The sequence below is a fragment of the Pumilibacter muris genome (assembly GCF_943193045.1).
Taxonomy (GTDB): domain Bacteria; phylum Bacillota; class Clostridia; order Christensenellales; family Pumilibacteraceae; genus Pumilibacter; species Pumilibacter muris.
The window spans coordinates 1-24064 of record NZ_CALPCN010000007.1; the positions used below are offsets into that span (position 1 = coordinate 1).

Consider the following 24064-nt stretch of genomic DNA (forward strand, 5'->3'; position numbering starts at 1 on the left):
AGCGTGAGCACTTCTTCAAGTACCGCAGTATCGGGTTCCGCCTCTACCGCGTTCTGCACAGGCATGTTTGCAAGCTGTTCTCTGAGTTCGAATAATTGGTCGTTTATGGGCGCCAAATCAACTGTAAAGTTACCGTCGTCGGTTGCAATAGGCTGACTAAGCTTGATATTTTCCATATCTTGACGCAAAGACAGCATTTCGCCGTATAAATCGTCTAAGGAAACGGCGGCATCGGAAACGACGTTTTCGGCAGACGCCGCAAGCATTTCTTTAATTTCGTTTAATTCGCCCATAATGGAATCGCGGGATTCGAAATCGGTTTCCGCAACCGCACCGCCTATTGCAAGCGTTTGCAAATCGGCAATTTGAGCGTTCAAATTTTGTAACTCTTCGGTTAGCGCGGAATTATCCGAAACCGCGTTCAATTTTTCGTTTAACGAATAAAGTTCAGTCTTAAATTCCGCAATTTCGTCGGCAAGCGCGGCAATTTCCGAATCGGACGACTGCTCGCTTTCGGTATACGTCGCGGATTTAGTTTCCGCAAAATCGGATTTCAGCGCGGTAATTTCGTCGCGCAAATTTATTATTTCGTCGAGCACAACGTTCAACTCGTTTGACCCGACGGATTCGCTTTGAGCACCATCGTCGGAAATGGTTGTGCGGCGCGAAATCATGTCGCGGATTTCCGAAAGAGCGGTTTTTATTGCGTCGATTTCGTCAGCCTGTTCGGCAAAGTTTACCTCTCTGACGCCCGCAATTTCGCTGTGCAACCCGGCAATTTCGTCTAATATAGTTCCTACGTTTTCGTCGGAGCCGTTCTCTTCCGCACGGCTTTCGCTTTGCGCGTTGAGAATGTTCGCAACGTCGTCTTTATACGCCTGAATTTCGTCGCGCAACGAAACGATTTCACCGAGCAACATATTCACTTCGTCGCCTGTGGGAGTAACGTTCGCGCTCGCAACAGTTTCGCCGTCCGATTTAACGGCTTTAATATCCGACAAATCCGATTTAAGTTCAAGCAAATCGTTTCTCAAATTTTCGAGTTCCGCCGTCATGTCGGTGTTATCGAGCATTCTCGCCGCCTTAACGTCTTCGCGCAACGAAAGAATTTCGGAAACGGTATCGTATTCGTCGAATGCCGCTAATTTTTCTTTGATTGTGGCTATGTCGTCCATTATAATCGACATACCCTCGTTCTCCAACGTTTCGGCAATCGAATTTTCTTCGGGAGCACCGTCTATATTCGCTTCTATTTGATTGCGAATAAACGTGAGGTCGTCTTGCATTCTCACAAAATCGCCCACCGATTCGAATCCCGAACTGAGTTTATCCTTAATATCGGCGACGTCAGCCATAAGAATTTGCATATTGAGCGCGCTGTCTTCGCCCGCGTTTCCGAGCAATTTTTCTTTTATTACGGAAACTTCTTCCAATAAGCGCTTAACGTCCTCAACAGTATGTTCGCCGAGATTTTTAATTCCGTCGCTTTCGAGAACGGTTTTTATATCGTTAAGATTGTTAAGTAGCAAATCCATGTTGGCGGCGGTAACGTCGGAAGCAATATAATCGCTTAAACGTGTGTCAAGCTTTTCTATAGCTTCTTTCACTTCGGGCGCCGCTTGCGAGGTAGCCGCACCGCCTAACGAGTCTATACGCTCGGCAATGGCGGCAAACTGCGCCGACATTTCGTTCGCTTGAATTTCCTGAGCGCTTTCAATGCCGCTCAACCGCTCGCGCAGCGCGGCAACTTCGGTAAGAAGCGTTTTCTTTTCTTCTTCCGACGCGCTAACTGCGGCAAGACTTTGTTCGAGCTCTTTAAGATGAACTTGCTCTTTGATTTCGGCAAGAGTTGCGGATATTTCACCGTTTGCCTGTTCATAAGCCGCTCGCACCTCTTCGAGCTTAAACGATATTTGAGTAATTTCGTCGTATAGCACGTTGCCAACGCTGCCGTCAGGAGCCTGAGCGGGCACTATTTGGTCGAGAATACGGCGAAGCTCTTCTATAAGCGCGTTTTGATTGTCGGCGGCAAGCAAGCCGTTTGTTGCCAAAACGTCTTCTATAGACGAACTCTTTTCTTTGAGTTCGTCTATCGCCGCAATAATATTTTGGCGTTCTTCAAGCGCTTGCTTATCGGCTTCGTCTTGCGTAGCTACAAATTCGTCTACCGTTTCGGTAAGATTTACCAACTGTTCCGAAAGCTTTTCGGATGCCTGAGCATACTGTTCGTTGGTGGTCGAAACGTCAAGCTCCGCAATTTTATCTTCGAGCGCTTTAATATTGTCGGAAAATTCTTCTTGCAAGCCCGCTATACGCGCCGCAAGTTCTTCGTTGTTTATAGTTTCGTTAGCTTGCGCGTCGAGCCTGTTTTGAACCTGTTCGCGCACAAACGCCAAATCTTCGAGAATTTTTTCTCTGTCGGCTGCGCTCAAAGACTTGTTTTCTTCGTATGACGCTCTGAAATCCACTATACCGTCAAGCACAGAAGCCGACAAATCGGAAGCGACCAAACCGTCGAGCGTTTCTTTGATTTCGGTAAGTTTTCCGTCGAATTTCTCGGCTGTCTCGCCGTCTACCGCCGTAAGGTCGTCGTAAAGTTTATCGAATTGCGCCGCAATATCGTCGAACAACTTATCGAACTGTGCCGAAGAACCTACCGACTCCGTAATAACCGCAAGGTCGGCGCGCAAATCGTTGATTTGATTTATAACTTCTCCGGTTTCCGCAAGCTTTTCTTTAATTTCGGCAAGCTCGCCAAGCACAACCTCCCGACTTCCGTCGTCTGCCATAGCGTCTATTTTTTCGCTTATTCCCGCTATTATTTCGTTTGAGTCTGCCGATTCGGCATTTTCAAAAGAAACGTTATCGGAAACCGCTATTCCGCCCGCAATCCCCGCCTCTATGTCGGCAAGACGCGCGGTTACATCGGCAAAATTTTGATTGATTGCCGCAGAAAGTTCCTCAAGGTTCAATTTCGCGTTAAGAGCGTAAAGAGCGGATTTAAGATTTTCAAGCTCGCCCGTCAAATTTTCGGCACCCGACATTATTTCGGGTTGAACGGCGGTTGCGGCAATATCGTCGGACGCAAACGCCTTTTCTCCTGACGACGCAGCCGAATTGCCAACGATAGCGTTTACCGAATTGCTCAATTCGGCAATCGATTGAGTGAGCGCGTTAATTCTATCCGACACCGAATCGCCTTCGTCGAAACTTACCGCGTCGGACGTAGGCAAAGGCATAGCGGGAGAATAACTCGCAACGTCACCCACTCTCAAATCCGAAAGTTCGGCTATAAGAGCTTTTATTTCAGCTTCGGACGCGCGCTTTTCGGCGTCGTCGGTTTCTGATAAACGTTCCTCGTTCACCGAAATTATATCGTCGTACAATCCCGAATTAGCGGTTAAGTTCTTAGAACCTTCCGCATCGTTTCTTGCCGCGACCATTTCGGGCAAAAATTCCAAAATCGTGTCTATATCTTCGCGCTTCGCTCTTTCGGAAAACGCTATAAACTTATTAACGGCATCTTTCTTAGCCGAAGAAACCGTTATTTTTCCTGTGGCTGTCGCAAAAGAGCACAGCGAATCAAACACGCTACGGTCGAGCGGCGTGTCGAGAAGCTCTTTAACCACAATATCGTAAGCGCCGAGCGCGTCGGTAGTTATAAAGTCTTGCGCGTTTACAGCCGACACAAAATTTTCCACCGCTTCGAGTTTCGAACGAAAATCTATGCTGTTGTTAAGCGTGGCATGCAAAAGGTCGAGGTCGGTATACGCTTTAAGCGCCATATTAACAAGCGCCTGACGGTCGGGGTCGTTGCTACCGAGCATACCTTTCAACTCGTATACCGAGCGAATGATTTCGGTTAAATCCACTCCGCCGCTTTCGGGTTTAATGCGCGCTATCTTGTTTAAAAGCTTTTTATCGATAGACCCCACGCCCGTGTTTTCGCCTACGGAATTTTTAAGCGCGATTATAGACGCCGCAATTTCGGCAAGCACGTCGGACATACTGCCGATAGCTTCCGAACTATCAACGCACAAGGGGCGCTCTTCGAGAGTTTTCAAAGTTTCTTTAATTTCGGTTAAAGCGGCTTTAAGCTCGTCGTCGCTCATGCTTTCAAGCTTTGTTTTAACGTCGGCAACCGCCGTTTTAACTTCCGAAACATTTGAATATACTTCGTCTATATTGCTTTTAAAATCGGATATGTTCGTTTTAACGTCCGAAATATTGCTTTTAACGTCGGCTATGTTTGTTTTTACTTCCCCAACGTCGGAAACTATACGGGAATCAGACTCGCGCGTCGATTTTAGAAGCGATTCGCTTATTCCCACAAGCTTTCCGAGTTCTTTTTGAGGAACGTGCTGCGGCGCAGGTTCGGGCAAATATCCCGCCGTTTGTCCGCCGGAAAGCGCCGCTCTGTTTTGAGCGGGCTGCTGAAGCTCTTCTATTTTTTCGTTAAGACGTTTGATTTCGGATAAGAACTGCGTTTCGTTCTGCCTTTTCTCGCGTTCCATATCCTCTTTAAGACGCGAAAGCTCCACATGCAACGACTGGGAATTTTGCGTCTTTGAAAGTTCGTCGCGCAGACGCGAAATTTCGTTGTACATAACAACTTCGTTGCTTTGCTGAGGAATGGAGAACAAGAGGTGCGGCTGAATAGGCGAAAACGGCTGTTGGGGCTGAGCCGCAACAGGTTGAGCCATATTCCGCTTTAATTCCGCCAACTCGTCGAGCACTTGATTCAATCGGTCGTCGTAGTATTGGTCGTCGTAGCCGTCGTCGTATTCTTCCTCGTACGGCTCTTCTTCCTCATACTCTTCCTCATCGTCGTAATCGTCTTCGTACTCCTCGTCGTCGTACTCTTCGTCCTCGTATTCTTCTTCGCCGTCGTCGTACTCTTCGTCGCGCTCGATGAATTCCTCTTCGTATTCATCGTAATCGTCGGCGTCGTCTGCCATAGAGAACTTACTGATTTCATCAAACATATTTTTCATAACTTATTCTCGCGCCTTTCTTCCTTTTTATTTTTTAGTTGACGGACCTCTTCCGTTCGAAGGTCTTCTCGTAACGCTCGAAGTTCTTGCTCTGGGACGAGCGGGACGTGCGCCTGCGGGTCTTGCGCCCGGACGCGCTCCGGGACGGGCGGGACGCGCACCTGCGGGTCTTGCACCCGAACGGGCGCCCGGACGCGCTCCGGGACGGGCAGGACGTGCTCCCGCTCTCTTCTTGGGCACGCGGTTCACACGTTCCGTAACCTTTTTAACTATGCGACGCGGCTTCTGATTAGCAAGCTTTTTATACCGCGACAACTCCGCCGCATGGCTCGCGTCGTCCATAGACTTATTGAGCAAATCGACAAGTTCGGTAGAACTCTTTTCGTCTTCGTCGAGCGCAAGTTGCATAGCGTAGAATTTTTCGCGCAACGCAAGCCCCTGTTCCTCTTCGACAACGTTTTTAAGTTCCTCTCTGAGCGTTGCGATTTCGCTTTTGCGCTTAGCGATTTTTTCGTCTATTCGGGCTTTGCGCGCCGCTTCTTCTTCGGCTATGCGCTTTGCTTCCTCTTCGGCGGCGATTCTCGCCTTTTCAGCCTCTTCTTCGGCAAGGCGTTTCGCCTCCTCTTCTTCGGCAAGGCGGGCTTTTTCGGCTTCCTCCGCTTCGATTCTGGCTTTCTCCGCCTCTTCTTCGGCTATGCGCTTTGCTTCTTCTTCGGCGGCGATTCTCGCCTTTTCAGCCTCTTCCGCTTCGAGACGAACTCTCTCCGCTTCTTCTTCGGCTTCTCTCTTTGCGCGCTCCGCCTCTTCTTCGGCAAGGCGTTTCGCTTCTTCCGCCTCAAGACGGGCTTTTTCGGCTTCCTCTTCGGCAAGACGTTTCGCCTCTTCCGCTTCTTCTTCGGCAAGGCGCTTTGCTTCCTCAGCTTCGAGACGGGCTTTTTCCGCCTCTTCTTCGGCAAGGCGTTTTGCCTCTTCCGCCTCTTCGGCAGCCGCGCGTTTGGCTTCTTCCGCTTCAAGCCGCATACGCTCTATTTCGTCTTGCGCTCGCTGTTCCGCTTCGAGCCGCGCCGCTTCCGCCCTTTCCAAAGCTTCTTGCGCAAGTCTCTCGGCTTCCGCTTTGCTTTCTTCGGACGCACGCTGAGCGTCGGCAACCGCGCGCTCGGCTTCTTGTTGCGCTAATTGCGCTTGAAGTTTTGCCTGCTCTATTGCGTTTTGCTGTTCTTTAACAAGCTTTTTGAGGTTCTCCGCCTCGATACGTTTTCTCTCTTTGGAAATTACGCCGCTGCCGGAAGTAATCAAATCCAAAGGATTTACGTTCGTGTTCACTTCGTGGAACCGCTCGGTAGCTTTTTCGAAATCTTCTTTTGCGCGCGCAAGTTCTTCGCGGGCATTTTCAAGCTCCGACTCGCTCATAGAACGGAATTCGAAATTCTCTTTTATGCCTTCGGCGCGCAACGTTTCGAGGTTCGCCGCAAGCGTCGCCACTTCTTCGCCGAGAGTCATCTGCTCCATAGTAAGATTGAGCTTTTCCTCTTCGTCTTCGGTCGCCTCGATTTTCGCGTCCATTTCGGCAATCTTAGCCTGCGCTTCCGCAAGTTCCTCTTCGGCGGCTTTAACGCGCTCGGCAACTCCTGCCGCAGCGTCCATAACTATGGAATCGAGGTCGCCTGTAAGCGCGTCGCATTCGCTCTGCCAGTGGGCAACGTTCTGTTCGGCTTTGGCTTTGTCTTTTTCAACCTGTGCGCGAAGTTTGTTAAGCGCAATATTGCCTATAATCAAGTCTTCGGCGGGAATAATATCTTCTACTTCTATTTCCTCTTTTTCAATGAACTCGTTAGCCTTACGGAACACCGATTTCATTTCTATGCTCTTATCGGATTTAAGAGTAGTATTTGCAGTGGAGCTACGGTCTAATTCGGATATTTCTTTGTTCAAAGCTTTTATCTGCGTGCTCAGCTCGTTAATCTGCGTGGCGTCGGTTGTAGACATAAGCTCGTTTTGCAGAGTCGCAACCTGAGTTTTGCGAGAATCTTTTGCCGCGACGCTGTTTTCTATCGCTTCGGCAATCTCGGCAATTTCTCCGTCGAGCGTGTTCACCGTAAGCATCATAGGATTGAGGATTTCAAGTTTGGCGTTAAGCTCGGCTATGCGTTTTGCCTTTGCCGCGAGTTCCGCAGCCTTGCGCGCTTCTTCGCGCGCAGCTTCAAGCTCTCCGTCGCTTGCCGCAACGAGCGCTTGCGTAGCCTCTTTCTTGCCGGCGTAATCGTCGGAAACCTCTTTTATGCGAGCAAGCAAACCGTTGCCCGCGTCGATTTCCGCCTTTTTAGCCGCCGCTACCTCTTTATCGGAGCGGATTTTCGCTTCAAGCTCCGCAATCTCTTTATTAAGAGCTTCTTTCGCCGCCTTACGACGTTCAACAGCCAAATCGGTGTTCTTATCGTCAAGCTTTTGCTCCGATTCTTTAATATTGCCCGCAACCGACTCGACAACGAAATTCGCGTCCGCAAGTTCCGCATTCGTCTTTTCGGTCGCCTCAGTTATGGCGGCAATTCTCGTTTCGATAATGTTAAGCTCGGAATGCAAGCGGCTGTTGTTGTATTCCGCTTCTTTAAGTTTTTTCTCTTCCTCGCTCCAACTTTCGTTAGGCTCTTCGCGCTTAACGTCCGACACGATAGGTTCGCTCGGGTCGAAGCCCAACGCCGCAATCAACGGGTCTACCGCAGGAACGGCAGGTTCGCTTGTTGCGGGAGCGGACATAGCAACAAATCCGCTTGCGGCTTCAGCCTCGCGCTGTTTAAGCGACTTGCAAGCTTCTTCTATGCTCATGCCGCTGCGAACGTCTTCGCGTATGCGCTCCTTTTCCTTTTCAAGCTCGCGCTGTTGCAAATCTTTGCTCTTGTCGAACGTGCGTTTCAACATGCCGCGCGGCTCGAAACGTTCTTCGTAAATACGAATTAAAAGTTCTTCATCGGAAATGGGAATGTATATTTCGTCGGCTACCGGAGGCCTACTGAACGACGTTGTAGGCGGAATGGTTGACATAGACGGTCCCGAAGTTGCCGACATAACGGTGTCGGAATACACGGGAGTGGACGTTTGCGGAGTAACTCCGAGCGCCAACGTGTTGGGGGCGGGCGCGGGAGTAGACGCGGGACCCGCTCCGAGTTGGAGCATAGAGCCGGGTTGCGGAGCAGGCGCGACGGGCGCAACCTGTTGCTGAATTGCGGCGCGTTGCTGAGCCTGAGCCGCCGCAATCGTGGAATTGAGCTTAATTATATACGCGCTCGTAGGTGCGCTCGTTTCAAGCTCGTCGAGTTTACGGCGGTGAGCCGAACGAATGAACAACCACACAATAAGCAAGATAAGAAGCGCGAGCGCAAGCCCGAGTCCTACCCAAAACAGAACTTTTTGCCACAGTCTCCAACCTGTGAACAAATCGCCCGCTTTCATGTTTATTTGCATGGGGCAATTCAAAACTATGCGGCGTCCTTCCATACTAACGAAAGTAACGTCTACGCTCACGGTGTTAAGGTCGTATACGTTCGACACGGGAGTTATGGTGATTGTGCCGTTAGAACATGTAACGGCGGCGTAGTCGGTTGTGTCGCCGTCCTTTTTCTTTAATTCCGCACCAACTATTTGATAGCCGTCGGCTTTAATTCTGCTGAAAAGCCCCGAGTTAATTGTGTAGCGGTGAGCTTTCGTTCCGTTTATATCAAAACTTAAATTGCTGTATTTTCCGTAAACGTTAAAAGTTACGGGCACGGTAAGAGATTCGTATTCGTCGTTGCCGTAACTGAAACGAACCGTAAAATTCACGTCGGCAGTGCCGTTTTCCAAACCGTGAACCAAATAATATTCAACCCTGCCCCTTTCGTCGGCAGGTCCTGCGCTCACTTCAACGATATTAGTTGAGGGATTGGGAGTGTTAGCTTCCAAAAAGAACATTTCATATTTTGAAAGCGTGGGATAATCGCAAAGCGACGTAGGATACACTCTAACGCTGCCAAAGCCCGAAATATTTTCCTGGCTGTCGCTTTCTTGCACAAGACTGCTTCCCGCATTGAGCGAGGTTTTCATTCCGAAATCGGGATTTTGCTTGGGCGAATTTTCGGGAATAAACACAACGGGCAAACGAATTGTAAGCTCGTCGTTGGTAGTAACGTGATGCAAAGTTATAGGCAATTCCCAGTAGCGTTCGCCGTTCCAAAAGCCTTTTCCGTCGGAAGCCGAAATTTGAGCTTCCAAACTTGTTACGTCAACCGAAATCGTAAAACCGCGCCGCGATTTAAGAACTTTCTCCGTAAAGGAAATATCGTCGTTAACCAAAGCGCCCGTAGTGGGTGTGTTGGAAATATAATACGAATTTAAATCCTCGAACGTTAAATATCTGCTTCCGTTTCTAAACACTCCAACCTTGTCGGGGTCCAAATTCGAATAATCCGTTTGCTCGTTCGCCGCAATTACCGTATGGGTTTCGTTTTTAGGGTCTGTAAAAAACAGCTTTCTGCCAACAAGATAGTTTTGAAGGTCGATTTTAACCAAATTACGATTTGTTAAACGAATTGGCAAAGAATAATCGGAAGTAACGTTCGGGAGTTCGCCCGTTCTGTTCGCGTTAAGCTCCGCGCCCACATAAAATTCTTTTACGGTAGAAGGCACGCCTTCCATAGTGGGTCTTTCGGACGTTACCGAAACTTCGACGCATACGGTTGTGGAATTTGCATTGCTACCCGAACCGTCTTTTAATATAAGAGCAAAACGGGGATTACGGTTTTGCGAGTCATCGGTGGATTCGAGCAACGAAGTCGATTTTTTCGCCGTAATCCTTATCTGTCTGTACCAGCCGCTTGATTGCGGCGCCGCTTCTATGCTGAAAAATTCGGTCGTGTAGTTAATTATGTCGGTAGCGTAATACAGACGATACGACGCAAACTCAGAACTCGGATGCAAAGTGGGACTCAACAACGCTTCAACCGCTATATCTCTTTGAATATGCTTGCCGTTATTAGACAAAATTTCGTTGTAAGTAGTTTCGCGGTTTGTGTTTACCGAACCGTTAACATCGAGCACAATCGTATGGTCGAGAGGCGCCGTATAATCTATAAGAGAACCGCTCGACGAAAAATCGCCTTCCGTCGAAGCGTTAGCGGCAGTTAAGCTTTGCCCCGCCAAAAACGCAAGCAAAACGGTTGCCGCAAGCAAAAGCATTAGAGCAACGCCGAATATTTTTTTCTTTTTTCGAATTCTCATCTCACTCCGCATCTTCGCATTTCCTCGCGTTTATTGATTCCCGCCGTTTTGGTCGGGCTCCACTGCTTCGAATATAATAGGGTCGTCGCCCAAAGTGGCTCTAAGTTGCTCGTCGAGTTGCTCCGCCGTCATAGAATCCAAATCGGCGGTGTTGAACACAGGCATTTCTTCGGAAACGGGTTGTTCAACCACAACGCCGTCCATAGGCGGAACGTCCACAACAGTAGCCATACCCTCAGGCATAGCCGAGAAGTCGCCTGCTTGCATACGCTCCATTGCCTCGCGCTTAGCCGCGATTTGAGCTTGCAATTCGTCGAGCGAACCTTTCTTCTTTTTCTTCTTTGCGGCTTTTTCGGCTTTAACCTTTTTATCCACTTTTTGAGCCACCAAAGAATTGTCGAGAGCTATTCCCGACTGGGCTTCTTTTTCGCGACGCATTTGGTCGAACATGCGCGCATATTTGGGGTCTTCCATCTTCAACTTAGTGCGCACAACGTTCCGCTTATTAACCGCTTCGGTTTTATTGTGCATCTTTTCGCGCATCTTGATAAGCGTTTGATTCTTTTTGATTATTTTGCGTTGGTCGGCTTTCTTCTTCCAATACACGCCCATGCGAATAAAGAATATTATAACAAGCAAACCGAGCACGCTGAAAAATACGGCGAGTATAACCGTGCGGTATTCCTCTTTTTCAAGCACAATCTTTATGCCCGACACGCGCACATAAAAACTGAGAAGCGTAACGGTGTTGTCCGTTGTTTCGCGCAACGACACTTGAACGGTGCAACCGTCAACCAAGTCTTCGGTTGTGGGATAAAGCGGCGTAATTAAAATCGCAGTCGCGTCTTCGGGCGAACTCGTGGTAACCTCGATATACTTGCTTCCGTCTGTTTGCGCGGCAACAATAACGTGTCTTTTTGTTTCGGGCCATTCCATTACGCTCTTAAAAAATTCCACGCCGATAGAGAATTTGCCGTTCTCGTAAGGCTCGGCATAAAGCTTTTTGGCTTCTTCCACGCCGTCGCCGCTTTCTCTGCCGTATACCGCGATAGTTCCGTTAGCTTTGTTGATATCGAAAGTAAAGGTTTTGCCCGCGAGCTTATCTTTAACGCTCATAGCGGCGGGAGAAACGCGGAACGCAACGTCGTATTCGTTTCCGTCTTTATCAACAAAAGTAACCACAACGCGCGACGTGGGAGGAGTTTCGGAAGAATCGAAATCTCCCATTGCAAGCAACAAAAATTGCTTCGAGCTGTCGATTTCGGGCGTTTTCAAGAATTTAATATTCTCTACTTCGTACCATTCAAGTTCGGAATCGGGCAAAGACGCGTCTCCGTCGGTTTGCTCGGTGCGGAACGGCTTATCTTCTTTTAAGCTAAGCGAAACATCGCCAAGCTCGTTCATGCGCTTAACATAGTTTTCAAGTTCGCTGAAATAAATTTTTGTTCTGTCTATAACTTGATACGGCACATCCATTGCCGCCTGCGTGGTTACCTGAACTTCGAAACTGTCGGTGAACACATACTCGTTTCTACCGAAAAGTTTAACCTTATATGTCACAATAGCATTGCCGCTCGATTTACCCGTGAGCACAAACTTCAATTTATCGTCGCTGCGCTTAACGGTTACAACAGTCTCGTCGTTTGATTCCACTTCCACCGTGCACATTCCCGTTCTTGTTAAAAACTCTTCGGTTGTTTGCATGCGGTCTCTAATCTTTATTTCTTCGCTACCGTTTATATTATATTTGTCAGGTGCTCCGGCAACTTTAGAGAAAAGGTCGGATTTGCCGAATGTTGCGGCAACGGTAAAATTGATATATGCCGTTTCGTTCATGTCGGCAAATGTGGAACTTCCCGACATTATTCTGCGAACCTCGAAAGTAAATTGAGCGCCCGCGACCTCGCGATACGGTTTTATTTCTATATACTGTCCGCGTCCCGATTCTTCTCCTATGTCGGTAATTTCCACAGCGTTTAAGCCGGGTCCGAACGTCGCTTTCAAATCGTCGAGCGCGTCGGGGTCTCCTTTATACGAAAAACGCAAATTCTCGTAATCGTCGAAGAAATCGCCCAAATAAATTCTGTACTGTCCTCCGCCTATTCCCGTGTTCGAAATACCCAAAGCGAGCGGTACGGTTTTCATGGTATACACATTTTTGCCTGCGGAAGCGGAACCGAAAATTTCATGCTTATCAACGGGATTATAAATAGCTCCCGCATCAGCCGAAGAACGTTCCTTAAACGTGAGCGACGATTGCGTAAATACCTCTACGCCGCGCAAATCCGCATTCGAGTTTTCAAACATTACAGTGTCGGAAAATTCTCCCGACGCATTACGCTTGCCCATAACGGGACGCAACAAGTTCATGGGGTTTCCCGTATCTATAAGAGTTTTGGGAGCGGAAATATCGTAACTACCTGCGGCTTTTTCCGTATAGGTAACGTAAGTGTCGGTCATGGATTTTTTTGCGGTTACGGTAAGAACTTCGTAGCTTATTTCCATGCTGAACACGTCGCCGCTATCCGTTGTTGTTTTTATAATCCGCAACGTTAAACCGTATTTGTTGTCGAAACGCAAAACGTTGCCGTTGGCTTCGGTTTTTTCAAACAAATTTTTCAATTTTGCTTCGTCAACCGATACGGACGAGCCGAATTCCGAGAACGGCAAAACCACCGTGATTTTTCTTGTGGCAAAATCGAAATACTCTTTGTAGTCGCTACCTATTGTGGAAACGCTTTCGAATTCTATTATGTCGCCGTCGTGGTCAGTTGCAAAGAATCTATACAGATTGTCGTAATATCCTTCCACTCCGTAATAATCGAGACTGCCGTCGCTAACTTTCGAAAGCGCGGGGAATCCGGCGTCTTGCTCGCCAACAAGCTCCAACAATTTCCTTTTAACGCTTCCCATGTTAGCGTCGTTAGCCGTTCCCACTATGTTTTCAGAGGTAACGTTAAACTCGGCGGCAAGACTTTCAATTAGTTTATTGAAGCCTTCCGAAACGTTCATAGCCGCAATGGAATAATGCTTATTGAACGGATTGTTAGGGTCAAGCAACGGAACCGAAGAATTGCTGTTCTCGTTGTTGTTATCAACTCTTAAAGTATAGTTTTTAGCGAACTGCGTATCCGCAATTTCCACTTCCAAACTTGCTTGTTTAAAGTCGTAGAACATAAACGCGGGGTTCGCTTCCGTCGACGTCACAAGACTTGCGTTCAAGTCGGCGTCGTAACGCCCCACCCAATATTTTATAACTATCGATTTGCCCGCAGTGGAACGTTTGGGGGTGAGCACAAACTCCACTCTATCATTTGCATATCTGTATTCTATTTTAAAGTAACGGAAAGCGACGTCTTGCGGTATGGGTTCGGCATACGTCTTTGTTCCCTCTTTCCAATAGAATTCAAGATTCCAACCGTTGACGCCACTCGGAGTGTCAATAAGTCCGCTGTAAGATGCGTCAATATCTTTTAAATCGGAAGGAATATTTAAATTTTCGCTATTGCTTATAGCGGTATATTGTGCCAAAGGCAAAATCATTCTGTAAGCGTCGCCCGAATTATTATTAGTAACGGCATACTTAGGCGACACGGCAACCAAACTTTCGCTACCTTCGGGCACCTGCGGTTTGATTAAAGAATTGTTTGCGTTAAGAGCGCTTCCCCCGTCTACGTCGAGTCCTACCACTGCGCTAACCAAAGAATTATTCGAACTGTCGAGGTAATCTTTATTGAACGTTATTTTAGAAGCTTCGCTTCCAACCGACCAATTCACGGTTTCCGAACAACCCGTGTTAGTTCCGTCGCTATTATAAACGGTTACATAGAATTTATCGTACTGTTCGCAAACAAGATAATCTGCAAGATTTGCGGAATTGTAAGTACCGTCGGATTTCGCGTCTTGAATAGCGGACTCGTCAAACCGAACGCGGTAAATCTTGCCGAGCGTGGAAAGCACGAACAAATTGTTCCCGTAACCGCCGAACAACGCCGCAATAGAATTTGCGCCGCCCACAGACACGCCTTTCGCTTTAAGCAAATCGTCTACTTTTGTGGTATCGAACTTATCCCCGTTATATGCACCGAAAACGTTTATTCCGCTCGACGACAACGTTGCGCTAATCAAAGTGCTGCCGTCAACGTATTTTGCCGCCAAGTTATAATCGTCAGCCCACTTAGTGTCGCTTCCCGTAACTATCGGCGTGTTAATACCCTCTATAATAGAATCGCCAGAAAGAACCTTGCCCGCAACAACTTGCTTAAATCCTGTGTTTTCGCTTACATTTTTTAACGTTACTATTTGGTCGGTTAAATTACCTGTACCCTGTTGCAAACGGTTATCGCCCCAAAACACAAGTTTACCGTCGCTGTTAATAGCATAGCCGTAACCGTTGGCGGCGGAAAACTGAGAAAGTTTAACGTCCGCTCTTTTGTTGCCGTTCGAATCTTTAAGCTCCGCAGTTACGGCGTTTGCCTGCAACGTTAAAGCGCCGAGCGAAGTAAATTTCATTACGGCATTAGGGATTTCCACATAAGAATTGCCATCTAACGTACCCATAGCGCCTGTGCCCAAAGGCGCACCAAAACCGCTACCTAAAAACTCGGCGCCGGTTTTAACCATTGTGTAGCCAACCGCTCCAACACTTCCGAACGGATTAAATATTCCGTTAAGCTCGGTAGCGGTGCCGCTCAAATTAGCTTTAAGAATCTCGGAAGTCGGAACAACATAGTTTTTGCCGCGAACTTGCAAGCTGTTATTATTGATATAATAAACGTTGCCGTCTCCAAGATAAACTTGCGACAACACGGAATTGTCGCCGTTAGCCACCCAATAATCGCTTTGCTCGTTTTTATTTAGCGCATAAACGTTAGAGTCGGAATTGTAACGTTGCCCGTAAGCGTTCTGTCCCCAAATAAAATTAGAATTCACTAAACGCCAACCGGAGCTTTCGGAATGAGACCATCTTTTATGATATAACGAATAATTATATTCCGAAGAAGAAAGTTCAAACTCCGCAATATCATCGGAGCTATTGCTTGCGCCGTCGGTTCCGCTCTTTCCGATAGGCAACATATTCGATATTTTCACGCTGTTAAAAGTTCCGCCGTAGTTAATTACCGACGGTATTAAATAGTGGTTAGCTGCAGGATAAGCAGTTTCGGCGGTACGCGGGCGCAACAATAAATCGGTTGAAGTAGCGTTTGCACTCGGCTCGGAAGATTCGTAGCCCCAAGTATATATCAAACCCTTTTCGGTTAAAAACGCTGCGGTTTTTCTCGTTGCCGCAATTTGTTTGATTTTGTCGTTTTCGCCTATATAAGTGTCCGAACCTAAATTGGAAGGTTTAGGCAACCCCGACACAACGGTGGAGCCCGTTCTAACACCCGTTAAATAAACATCGAGTTTAACGGGATTTTTTGGATAAAATTTACCGAGAGTGTCAACTCCCGTATTAGGCGTAACGTTTATAGTAGTTATATTATTTTCGACTCTTTCCGTAACAGTTCCGTTAAGTCCTTTCTCTACGGCAGTATCGAGCAAACTCCAAGCATATAAATCGTTATCGTAAGTGAGCGCAATAGCAAAATCCTCGCCTACCGCGATTTGCTTGAATTTGAGTTCTCCCTGCAATGCGGCGGCTCGTCCGTCGGCGGCATAAGCGCCTTTTAAAGATAAAGCCAAAAGACCGAAAGCCGTAGTCAGCACGAACAGCAGACTAAGGCACACGGCGCATATTCTGAATTTTCTTATATTGCTACTCATTTAAAACAAACCTCTTCGCAATTCGGTGTGTAGAATTACACAGCTAATTTATAGGTATCATATATTATTATAAAACATTATTTAATTAAAGTCAATAATGGTTTGCGTATATTTAACACTTTTTTCGAGTAAAAATTCGCATTTTTTTGATTTTGAGCGAAATTTTTTATTAAAAATGCCGTTTTTTATTAAAAACGCGATTTTTAGGTGAAATCGTCGTCAAAATTATTCTGCGCGTTTTATGCGCTGTTTAAGCAAAGAATTAAATATTCGAAAACGATTTTAAACAACAAAGCTCAAAGACTGCAAGTTAGAATACAAATGCTTTCGCTCAGGCGTTTAAATCGCTTGCCTAATGAACCCGACTTATGTATAATGTATGAATAGGAGAATTAAAATTATGAGAAATTACAATTTTTCGGCAGGACCGAGCATGCTCCCGCTACCCGTACTCGAACGCGTGCAACGCGGGCTTACCGACTACGAGGGCACAGGCATATCGGTTATGGAAATGAGTCATCGCTCAAAACCGTATCAAGCTATAAACGACGAAGCGGAAGCACGGCTCAGAAAACTTATGAACGTGCCCGAGAACTACGATATTATTTTCGTACAGGGCGGCGCAAGCATGCAGTTCGAGGCTGTTCCGCTCAACATTCACCGCAGCGGCAAAGCCGACTATGTAGTTACGGGCAACTTCTCGGGCAAAGCCTATAAAGAAGCAAAAAAATACGGCGATATGGTTGAGGCGGCTTCGAGCGCGGACAAAAATTTTACATATATCCCGAAACTCGATAAAAGCATGTTTCGCCCCGACGCCGACTACGTTCATATTTGCTACAACAACACGATATTCGGCACCCGTTATTCTTCCGTGCCCGACACCGGAAATATTCCTCTTGTGGGAGACATATCCTCTTGCATATTGAGTCAGGAAATCGACGTTTCCAAATTCGGAGCGCTGTATGCGGGGGCGCAGAAAAACGTAGGTCCCGCAGGCGTAACCATAGTTATAGTTCGCAAAGATTTGCAAGACTGCGCAAATCCCGTTTGCCCCACAATGATGAAATGGAGCACGCAAATCAAAGAAAAAAGTCTTTATAACACTCCCCCGTGCTTTTCCACCTATGTGGCTATGGAAGTGTTCCGTTGGCTCGAAGAACTCGGCGGCGTGAAAGCCGTTCAAAAAATGAACGAAGAAAAAGCAAAAATACTTTACGACTTTATAGACAACTCCAAATTCTACACCAACAACGTGGAAAAAGAATTCCGCTCCTTGATGAACGTGCCTTTCGTTTCTCCCAGCGAAGAGCTCGATAAAGAATTTGTGTCGGCAGCCGCAAAAGAAGGGTTGCTCACTCTTAAAGGGCATAGGCTTGTGGGCGGTATGAGAGCTTCGATTTACAACGCCATGCCCATAGAGGGCGTTAAGAAGCTCGTAGACTTTATGGCTAAATTCGAAAAAGCGAACGGTTAAAAAGGAGAACACCAATGCACAAAGTTTTAAAATTAAACGAAATAAGCGGCGCGGTATCCGACGTTTTTCAATCGCACGGATTCGAGCTTGTGAAAGAATGCAAGGCTCCCGATGCGATAATGCTTCGTTCTTTCGATATGCACGGCTATGCCGTTCCCGAATCGGTTCTGTGCGTAGGGCGCGCGGGCGCGGGAGTAAACAATATTCCCACAGCCGAGTATGCCGAAAAAGGAATAGTTGTGTTCAACACGCCCGGTGCGAATGCAAACGCAGTTAAAGAGCTTGTGCTTTGCGCTCTATTATTGTGCGGCAGAAAAATAACCGACGGAATAGCGTGGGCTCAGTCGCTTGCGGGAAAAGGCGCGGAAGTGCCAAAATGCGTAGAAAGCGGAAAAAAGGCTTTTGCGGGCGGAGAAATTACGGGAAAAACGCTCGGAGTTGTCGGGCTGGGCGCAATAGGCGCGCGTGTAGCTAACGCCGCCGTAGAGCTCGGCATGAAAGTTATAGGATACGACCCCTACATTTCAATCGACGCCGCCTGGACGTTAAACCACAACGTTCAAAAGGAAACCGACTTAAACGCGTTGCTTTCCAAATGCGATTACGTTACTTTGCACATTCCCTATTTGCCGAGCACGAAAGGCACGATAAACGCGGAAACCATTGCCAAAATGAAAGACGGAGCAAATCTCATTAACTGCTCGCGCGGCGAACTTGCCGTAAACGCCGACGTGATAGCCGCAATAAAGAGCGGAAAACTTAACCGCTATGTAACCGATTTCCCTTGCGAGGAATTGCTCGGGATAGAAAATATTATCACTATCCCCCATCTCGGAGCAAGCACCGAAGAAGCCGAAGACAACTGTGCGCGCATGGCGGCGCAAGAAATAGTCGATTTTGTGGAAAACGGCAACGTGACCAACTCGGTAAACTTTCCAAACTGCAAGAGCGCGAGAAGCGGAAAAGTGCGCATAACCGTGTTCCACAAAAACGTTAAAAACATGATTTCGTCAATCAGCGACTTAATAGCGAAAGAAGGAATAAATATCGGCAGCTTTAATTCGCAGTCCGGCGGTTCTATGGCATACACAATTCTCGACCTCGACGAAAACGTGCCCGACGCAACCGTCGATAAAATCCGCAAACTCGAAAATATCGTTCGCGTAAGAGTAATAAAATAGTTTTAGCAGATTAAACGGCTAAAAACGGCAAGACATTTTAACCGCGTCTCGCCGTTTTTTAATTTCACTGTTAAAATTCGGTGAAAAACCTTATTCGGATACAACGGGCGGAGTAACCACCGTTGCCGAATCCACATAATAGCGCTTTCCGTTTTTTCCGTAATACACAGCCATGTTCAAAAGATTTATAAAAAGTAGCGAGAGCGGCACCGTTAAAATAAGTCCCGCGCCGAAAGTGAACACGCCCACGAGCAAATTTACGGCAATAATGAGAGTCCAAGAAATCAAAAACGTTGTGAACACGCTGCCCATGTTGCGAAACACGCGTTTAAACGAAAAGCCGAAAGAACGGAATATTCCCCCGTCTCGTATCACTATGTTGGGCGCCCACATGGAAATGAACGCATACCTAAACGCCAACAAAACCAAAAGCACAAGCATAATAACGAACGGGGCAAAAAGTTTCAGCACTCGCACATTAAACAAAACGAAAAGCCAGTACACCGCCAAAACGATAATCGCGTCGAAAACTATTGTGTACAACATTTTTACCAAAGCGAATTTCGATGATTTGCCTATGTTCGAAACATATCTGCCCGTAAAGCCTATTCGCGCGTTAGACGACATTGCGCCCTCTAAAACGTTTAAAAGCGGTATTTCGTAAAGCTCGAAAATAAATCTATACGCAAAAATCAAAACGAAAACTATCAACGCGCCCGTGCTGAATGCGGCGGCGCGGTTTTTTATAAGGCTGTTTTTCATTGCGCGAACAACGGCATACGCATTGTCGAACCACACGTCTATGCCGTCGCCAACAGAAGAGCTTGAAAAAAGCGAGTAAATCAACTTTCCCACACCCTCGCTTTTAAAAACCCTAAGCACAGGCAACGCGAAAGGCAAGCTTAAACTCACAACTATCGCGCCCGTTATAATTATATAAAGCAAAAGAACCCACATAAGCCCGAATTTGCTCACAAGCATTTTTAACGCATTTTTAAACGCCATTTCAATTACCGCCCACCGCGCGTTTTTCGTCGCGCCGTTCCATTCCCGAAAGGTCGAACATAGAAATCATGATATACGACACAAGATACATAATAAGGAAAAGATACAAAATTACCGCAAGCGCTATGCGTACATAGCTTATTCCTATAAACGAAACCGCGCTCGCAAAAACCGCCACAATAGCGAACGGCGTTAAAAGTCCCAAAATTATGCCGCCGCTCTTTTTGTCTATTAGCCTTAACGACGAAGCCGCCGCGTCGCCGAACGAAAATCCGTATATAACCATCATGGGAGTCCAATACATTGTTGAACACGATGCGAAAACGGCGAGCACAAAAAGCCCCACCGACAAAACTACGGCAATAACCATGTTGAATGCGGTAGGAAATCCTTTGCCGCTCATCAACATGTGCAAAAGCGTAAGAAGTCCGCTTTGTATCATTCCGTATAGCGTAAGTATAAGCGACAAAATAAAAAACGAAATGAGCACGGGAAGGAAATAGTTGTTTATTTGTTTTAGCGGCGAAACAAGCATAAGCTTTCCTACCCGAAAATGCTTTTCTATAACCGAAAGGGCAAGCGACGTGCAAAATATCAACGCGATAAAAATCAACACAAGCGGATAAACGTATTTTGTAGCATACTTATTGAATATAAGCCAAAACATATCGGGAAAACCTTTAACGTAGGTTTTGGAATACTCCACCAAATATGCGAGCGACGCCATAGGTTTTGTGAAAATGCCAAGCAGAACGGCGGCGGGTAAACACACGAGAGCAAGTGCTCCGAACGCTTTAAACATATATTTGAATGTCCGCCTAATATACGCCATATCGCAATTATACCCTATTGCGCTCATTTATGCAAGAAAAATAGCCGCGATTTTAAAAATACAATCTCGAAATCGCTTGACAAGCTCGGCAAATTCGCGTTATATTAGTTACATAATTACCGCTGGGGGCGCTGCATAACGCTGCGGCTGAGATAACGACGGCAAGTCGTTGGTCCCTTTGAACCTGTGAGTTAGCACTCGCGTAGGGAAGCTTGTCGATTGTAAATTTTTTCATGCAATTATAACGGCAAACGAACCGACTACGAGTCGGTTCGTTTTTTGTCAGTTCGGGCTTAAACGGTAAGAAGGAGGTCTTTTTGTATAAACTGTTTTCCATTCTGCTTGGCGCCAACAAGCTCTTTGATTTCGACGACTTCAAAGAAGCCGACTCCATGCTCCGCATTACGCTCATTCTGTGCATTTGCCTGTTTGCCGCGCTCATCGCGGGCACTCTCATTGCCTATTTTGTTCTAAAAGCAAAAGGCAAGCACGACATTATTCGCACAAAAGATTTAACTTACGGCGCAATCTGTCTTGCCGCCTCGTACGCTTTGTCTTTTCTCGGAATCGGTCTGCCTTACGGCGGCACCATTACGTTCGCTTCCGTTTTGCCCGTAATGATTTATTGCTACTATTTCGGCTTTTTTAAAGGACTTGTAGTTACTGCGGCATATACCGTTTTGCAATTCTTTCAGAGCCCTTCGATAGTGCACCCTATGAGCGCTGTGCTCGATTATGTTATACCCTATCTTTCTCTAACATTTCTCGGCGTATTTTCTTACCGCCAAACTCGCTATAACAAAGTCGCGGCGGAAGGCAAACCCGCGCTTGCCGCGCATATTCCTTTCTTTATCGGCGTGGCGTGCTATTTCCTTGTGCGCTACATAAGCCACGTTTTGAGCGGCGTGTTGTTTTGGGGCGAATACATCGCTTGGGACGGCTGGTGGCAAAACCACTTGTGGGCGTATTCGTTCGCATATAACGGAGTGTTCTTTATTCCCGACACAATAATCGCTTTATGCGCGAGCATAGGCGTACTGTCAAGCAAATCGTTCAACCGCTTTATGGCTTCGTCGGCAAACGTTCCCGTTTCTTCCGACGCTGTCGCACAGTGAGTTTAACGGTTTTATGACTTCGGCGGCTAACGCTCTGCAAAATTCCGATACCCGAACAAAAAACAATTAGCGAGCTGCTGCCTGCGCTTACGAAAGGTAGCGGAAGCCCTGTGGGCGGTATGGAACCCGTAACAACAGCGATATTAACAAGCACTTGAATTGCGATAATGCACGCGATTCCGCTCGCAAGATAGCACCCGAATCTGTCGGTGCTATTTTGCGCTATTCGGATTGCGCGCGCTATAATAAGCACGAACGCGAACATAACTATTGCGCAGCCTATAAGCCCGAGCTCCTCGCCTATTATGCTGAAAATAAAGTCGCTTTCCGAAAAAGGCAAAAACAGATATTTTTGACGCGAATTAAAAAGTCCGAGTCCGAAAAGCCCGCCGCTTCCGAGCGAATAAAACGATTGAATGAGTTGATACCCTTCCCCGAGCGGAGACGCCCACGGGTCTATAAACGCAAGCATACGTTTTAAACGGTAAGGTTCGGCTATTATAAGAAGCGGCACCATTGCCACTGCGGGCAACGCGAGAATAAGAAAATGCTTTATTCTCGCCCCTCCTATAAAAAGCATTGCGAACATAAGAAGCACCACGCAAATGGTTATAGACATGTTCGGCTCCAAAATTATGAGTAAGCATATTAACGAACCCACTCCGAGCACAGGCAAAATACCTTTGAACGTAGTCATTTTTTTGTGATGCTTCGCCATATACGCGGCGGAAAATATAATAAATCCGAATTTAGCTATTTCGCTGGCCTGCATTGTGAAAAAGGGCAGATTTATCCAGCGCCGCGCGCCGTAGCTCTCCACTCCTATTCCGGGAATAAAAACGAGCACCAAAAGCAAAACGGAAATTCCGAGAATTACAAAGCGCAACTTTCCGAGAACGTGGTAATCGATAAAACTCATGGCAATCATTGCCACAAAACCGAGAACGGCGCCCACAAGCTGTTTAAACATATAAAAATATTTATTGCCGTAGTTCACTTGCGCGTTGTAGCTGCTTGCGGCGTACACCATTACAACGCCGAAAAGCACCAACAGCACAGTTACCGACGTTAGGACGAAATCGTATTCGCCCTTTCCCTCGTGCAACAAAACTTTTTTATTATTTGACATTGCGCACCAACCGTTCGAAAACTTCGCCGCGTTCGGCGTAAGACGAAAACATATCGAAACTTGCCGACGCGGGCGACAACAACACGTTTTCCTCGTTGCCCGAAGCCGCCCATTCGAAAGCCGCAGTAAAATCGTTAAACGTTCGAACGTTTTCGAACGCCGCGCGCAAAGCCGCTTTACGCACTTTTAATGCCGTTTGCCCGACAGCCGCCACGCGCACGATATTTTTAGGCAGAGCCTCGAAAAGTTCGTCGTATTCGTATCCTTTGTCGCTCCCGCCCACAATCATGCAAGTGCTTCCGCTCATGGCTCGAGCCGCGCACACCGACGCGGCTATATTCGTGCCCTTCGAATCGTTATAATAGTTTTTTCCGCGAATCCTTGCCACAAGCCGCAATCTGTGCGAATCGGTTGTAAAGCTTGTAAGAGCGTCGACAATACTTTCGTTTCGTATGCCGAACGCTTTTGCCGCGCACACCGCCGAAAGCGCGTTTTTAATATTGTGCTCCCCCTCGATTTTTACGCGGTCCACATCGCATATTCTTTCGCAGTTGTAATAAATTCCGCCGTTATATGTATAGGCGCCGATAAGCTTACGGTTCGCAGATGTATACAGCGTAAAACTTTTGGGCGCGAAACCTTCGAGAGCCGAAAGCGGAATATCGTCTTGCGACAGCACAAGATAATCTTTTTCGGTTTGGTTTTCGGCTATTCTTAGTTTAGCCGCGCAATACGATTTCATAGTTTTGTGGCGGTCGAGGTGGTCGGGAGTAATATTTGTTATAACCGCTATATGAGGGCGAAACGAAACTATGGTTTCAAGCTGAAAACTCGATACTTCCACAACGGCGCAGTCGTAATTTCCGCCCGACGCGGCAAGCGAAAACGAACTGCCCACGTTGCCGCAAACTGCGGGCTTACGCCCCGAACGTGTAATAATTTCGCCTATAAGCCGAGTTACCGTAGTTTTTCCGTTAGTGCCCGTAACGGCTATAATCGGTTTATCTCCGTTTAAACACGCGCCAACCTCAACTTCGCCCATAAGAGGTATGGAATTTTGTTTCGCGAAAGTAAAAACAGGTTGTTTGCAGTCTATGCCCGGACTAACAACTATGAGCTCGGCGGCAAACTTGCCCCACTCTTTTTCGTCTTCGGCATAGGCGCACACCGCTCCCGCCGCAGTCAACGCTTCGTAGGCTCCTTGCCCGCTAACGCCTTTGCCCGCGATTAGCACACGCTTGTTTTTAAATTCCGTATTCATTGCCTCTCTCCGTTTCGATTAAGTTGTCCACATAATATTATGCCGCGAACAACG

At 47.1% G+C, this 24064-nt stretch carries 10 protein-coding genes and 1 riboswitch; of the genes, 3 read left to right on the plus strand and 7 right to left on the minus strand.

Annotated elements, in window-relative coordinates:
- The 3 genes from NFR62_RS08275 to NFR62_RS08285 all read right to left on the minus strand — a co-directional run.
- On the minus strand, nt 1-4994 hold a 4994-nt coding region (locus NFR62_RS08275; RefSeq protein ID WP_251617326.1), incomplete at its 3' end, for a hypothetical protein.
- A gap of 27 nt (nt 4995-5021) precedes the next feature.
- Nucleotides 5022-10244: a hypothetical protein gene (locus tag NFR62_RS08280; protein ID WP_251617328.1), complete on the minus strand. Its 5223-nt coding sequence runs from the start codon at nt 10242-10244 to the stop codon at nt 5022-5024.
- Nucleotides 10245-10274: 30 nt separating this feature from the next.
- On the minus strand, nt 10275-16010 hold the full coding sequence (locus tag NFR62_RS08285; RefSeq protein WP_251617330.1) for an RCC1 domain-containing protein: 5736 nt from the start codon (nt 16008-16010) through the stop codon (nt 10275-10277).
- Nucleotides 16011-16410: 400 nt separating this feature from the next.
- On the opposite strand from NFR62_RS08285, the gene serC reads away from it, so the two are divergent.
- Nucleotides 16411-17487 (plus strand): 3-phosphoserine/phosphohydroxythreonine transaminase, encoded by a 1077-nt coding sequence (gene serC, locus NFR62_RS08290; protein WP_251617332.1) that lies wholly within the window; start codon nt 16411-16413, stop codon nt 17485-17487.
- A 14-nt stretch (nt 17488-17501) separates the two neighbouring features.
- Entirely contained in the window at nt 17502-18668 is a 1167-nt protein-coding gene (locus tag NFR62_RS08295) for a phosphoglycerate dehydrogenase (protein WP_251617334.1), read from the plus strand.
- 90 nt (nt 18669-18758) lie between these two features.
- On the opposite strand, the gene NFR62_RS08300 is transcribed toward NFR62_RS08295, so the two are convergent.
- Together NFR62_RS08300 and NFR62_RS08305 are read right to left on the minus strand one after the other, a co-directional pair.
- Entirely contained in the window at nt 18759-19673 is a 915-nt protein-coding gene (locus NFR62_RS08300; protein ID WP_251617336.1) for a hypothetical protein, read from the minus strand.
- Between the two features lies 1 nt (nt 19674).
- Nucleotides 19675-20475 carry a hypothetical protein gene (locus NFR62_RS08305; protein ID WP_251617338.1) on the minus strand — a complete coding sequence of 267 codons (801 nt, stop codon included), beginning with the start codon at nt 20473-20475 and terminating at the stop codon, nt 19675-19677.
- 144 nt (nt 20476-20619) lie between these two features.
- Nucleotides 20620-20731: riboswitch (TPP riboswitch) on the plus strand.
- Between the two features lie 91 nt (nt 20732-20822).
- On the opposite strand from NFR62_RS08305, the gene NFR62_RS08310 reads away from it, so the two are divergent.
- The gene (locus tag NFR62_RS08310; protein WP_251617339.1) at nt 20823-21620 is read left to right on the plus strand and encodes an energy-coupled thiamine transporter ThiT; all 798 of its coding nucleotides are present in this window, start codon (nt 20823-20825) and stop codon (nt 21618-21620) included.
- Here NFR62_RS08310 and ftsW read toward each other — a convergent pair.
- Nucleotides 21568-22749, minus strand: a complete 1182-nt coding sequence (ftsW, locus tag NFR62_RS08315) for a putative lipid II flippase FtsW (RefSeq protein ID WP_251617340.1) — start codon at nt 22747-22749, stop codon at nt 21568-21570. The genes NFR62_RS08310 and ftsW overlap by 53 nt on opposite strands.
- Complete coding sequence (gene murD / locus NFR62_RS08320; RefSeq protein ID WP_251617341.1) at nt 22739-24010, minus strand: UDP-N-acetylmuramoyl-L-alanine--D-glutamate ligase; 1272 nt, start codon at nt 24008-24010, stop codon at nt 22739-22741. The genes ftsW and murD overlap by 11 nt, the downstream gene beginning before the upstream one ends.
- Nucleotides 24011-24064 lie beyond the last annotated feature (54 nt).

Excerpts from the sequence above, each read along its gene's own strand:
- serC (WP_251617332.1), top strand. The coding sequence starts at position 16,411 with ATGAGAAATTACAATTTTTCGGCAGGACCGAGCATGCTCCCGCTACCC.
- NFR62_RS08305 (WP_251617338.1), bottom strand. The coding sequence starts at position 20,475 with ATGTTTAAAGCGTTCGGAGCACTTGCTCTCGTGTGTTTACCCGCCGCC.
- murD (WP_251617341.1), bottom strand. The coding sequence starts at position 24,010 with ATGAATACGGAATTTAAAAACAAGCGTGTGCTAATCGCGGGCAAAGGC.
- ftsW (WP_251617340.1), bottom strand. The coding sequence starts at position 22,749 with ATGTCAAATAATAAAAAAGTTTTGTTGCACGAGGGAAAGGGCGAATAC.
- NFR62_RS08285 (WP_251617330.1), bottom strand. The coding sequence starts at position 16,010 with ATGAGTAGCAATATAAGAAAATTCAGAATATGCGCCGTGTGCCTTAGT.
- NFR62_RS08280 (WP_251617328.1), bottom strand. The coding sequence starts at position 10,244 with ATGAGAATTCGAAAAAAGAAAAAAATATTCGGCGTTGCTCTAATGCTT.
- NFR62_RS08295 (WP_251617334.1), top strand. The coding sequence starts at position 17,502 with ATGCACAAAGTTTTAAAATTAAACGAAATAAGCGGCGCGGTATCCGAC.
- NFR62_RS08300 (WP_251617336.1), bottom strand. The coding sequence starts at position 19,673 with ATGGCGTTTAAAAATGCGTTAAAAATGCTTGTGAGCAAATTCGGGCTT.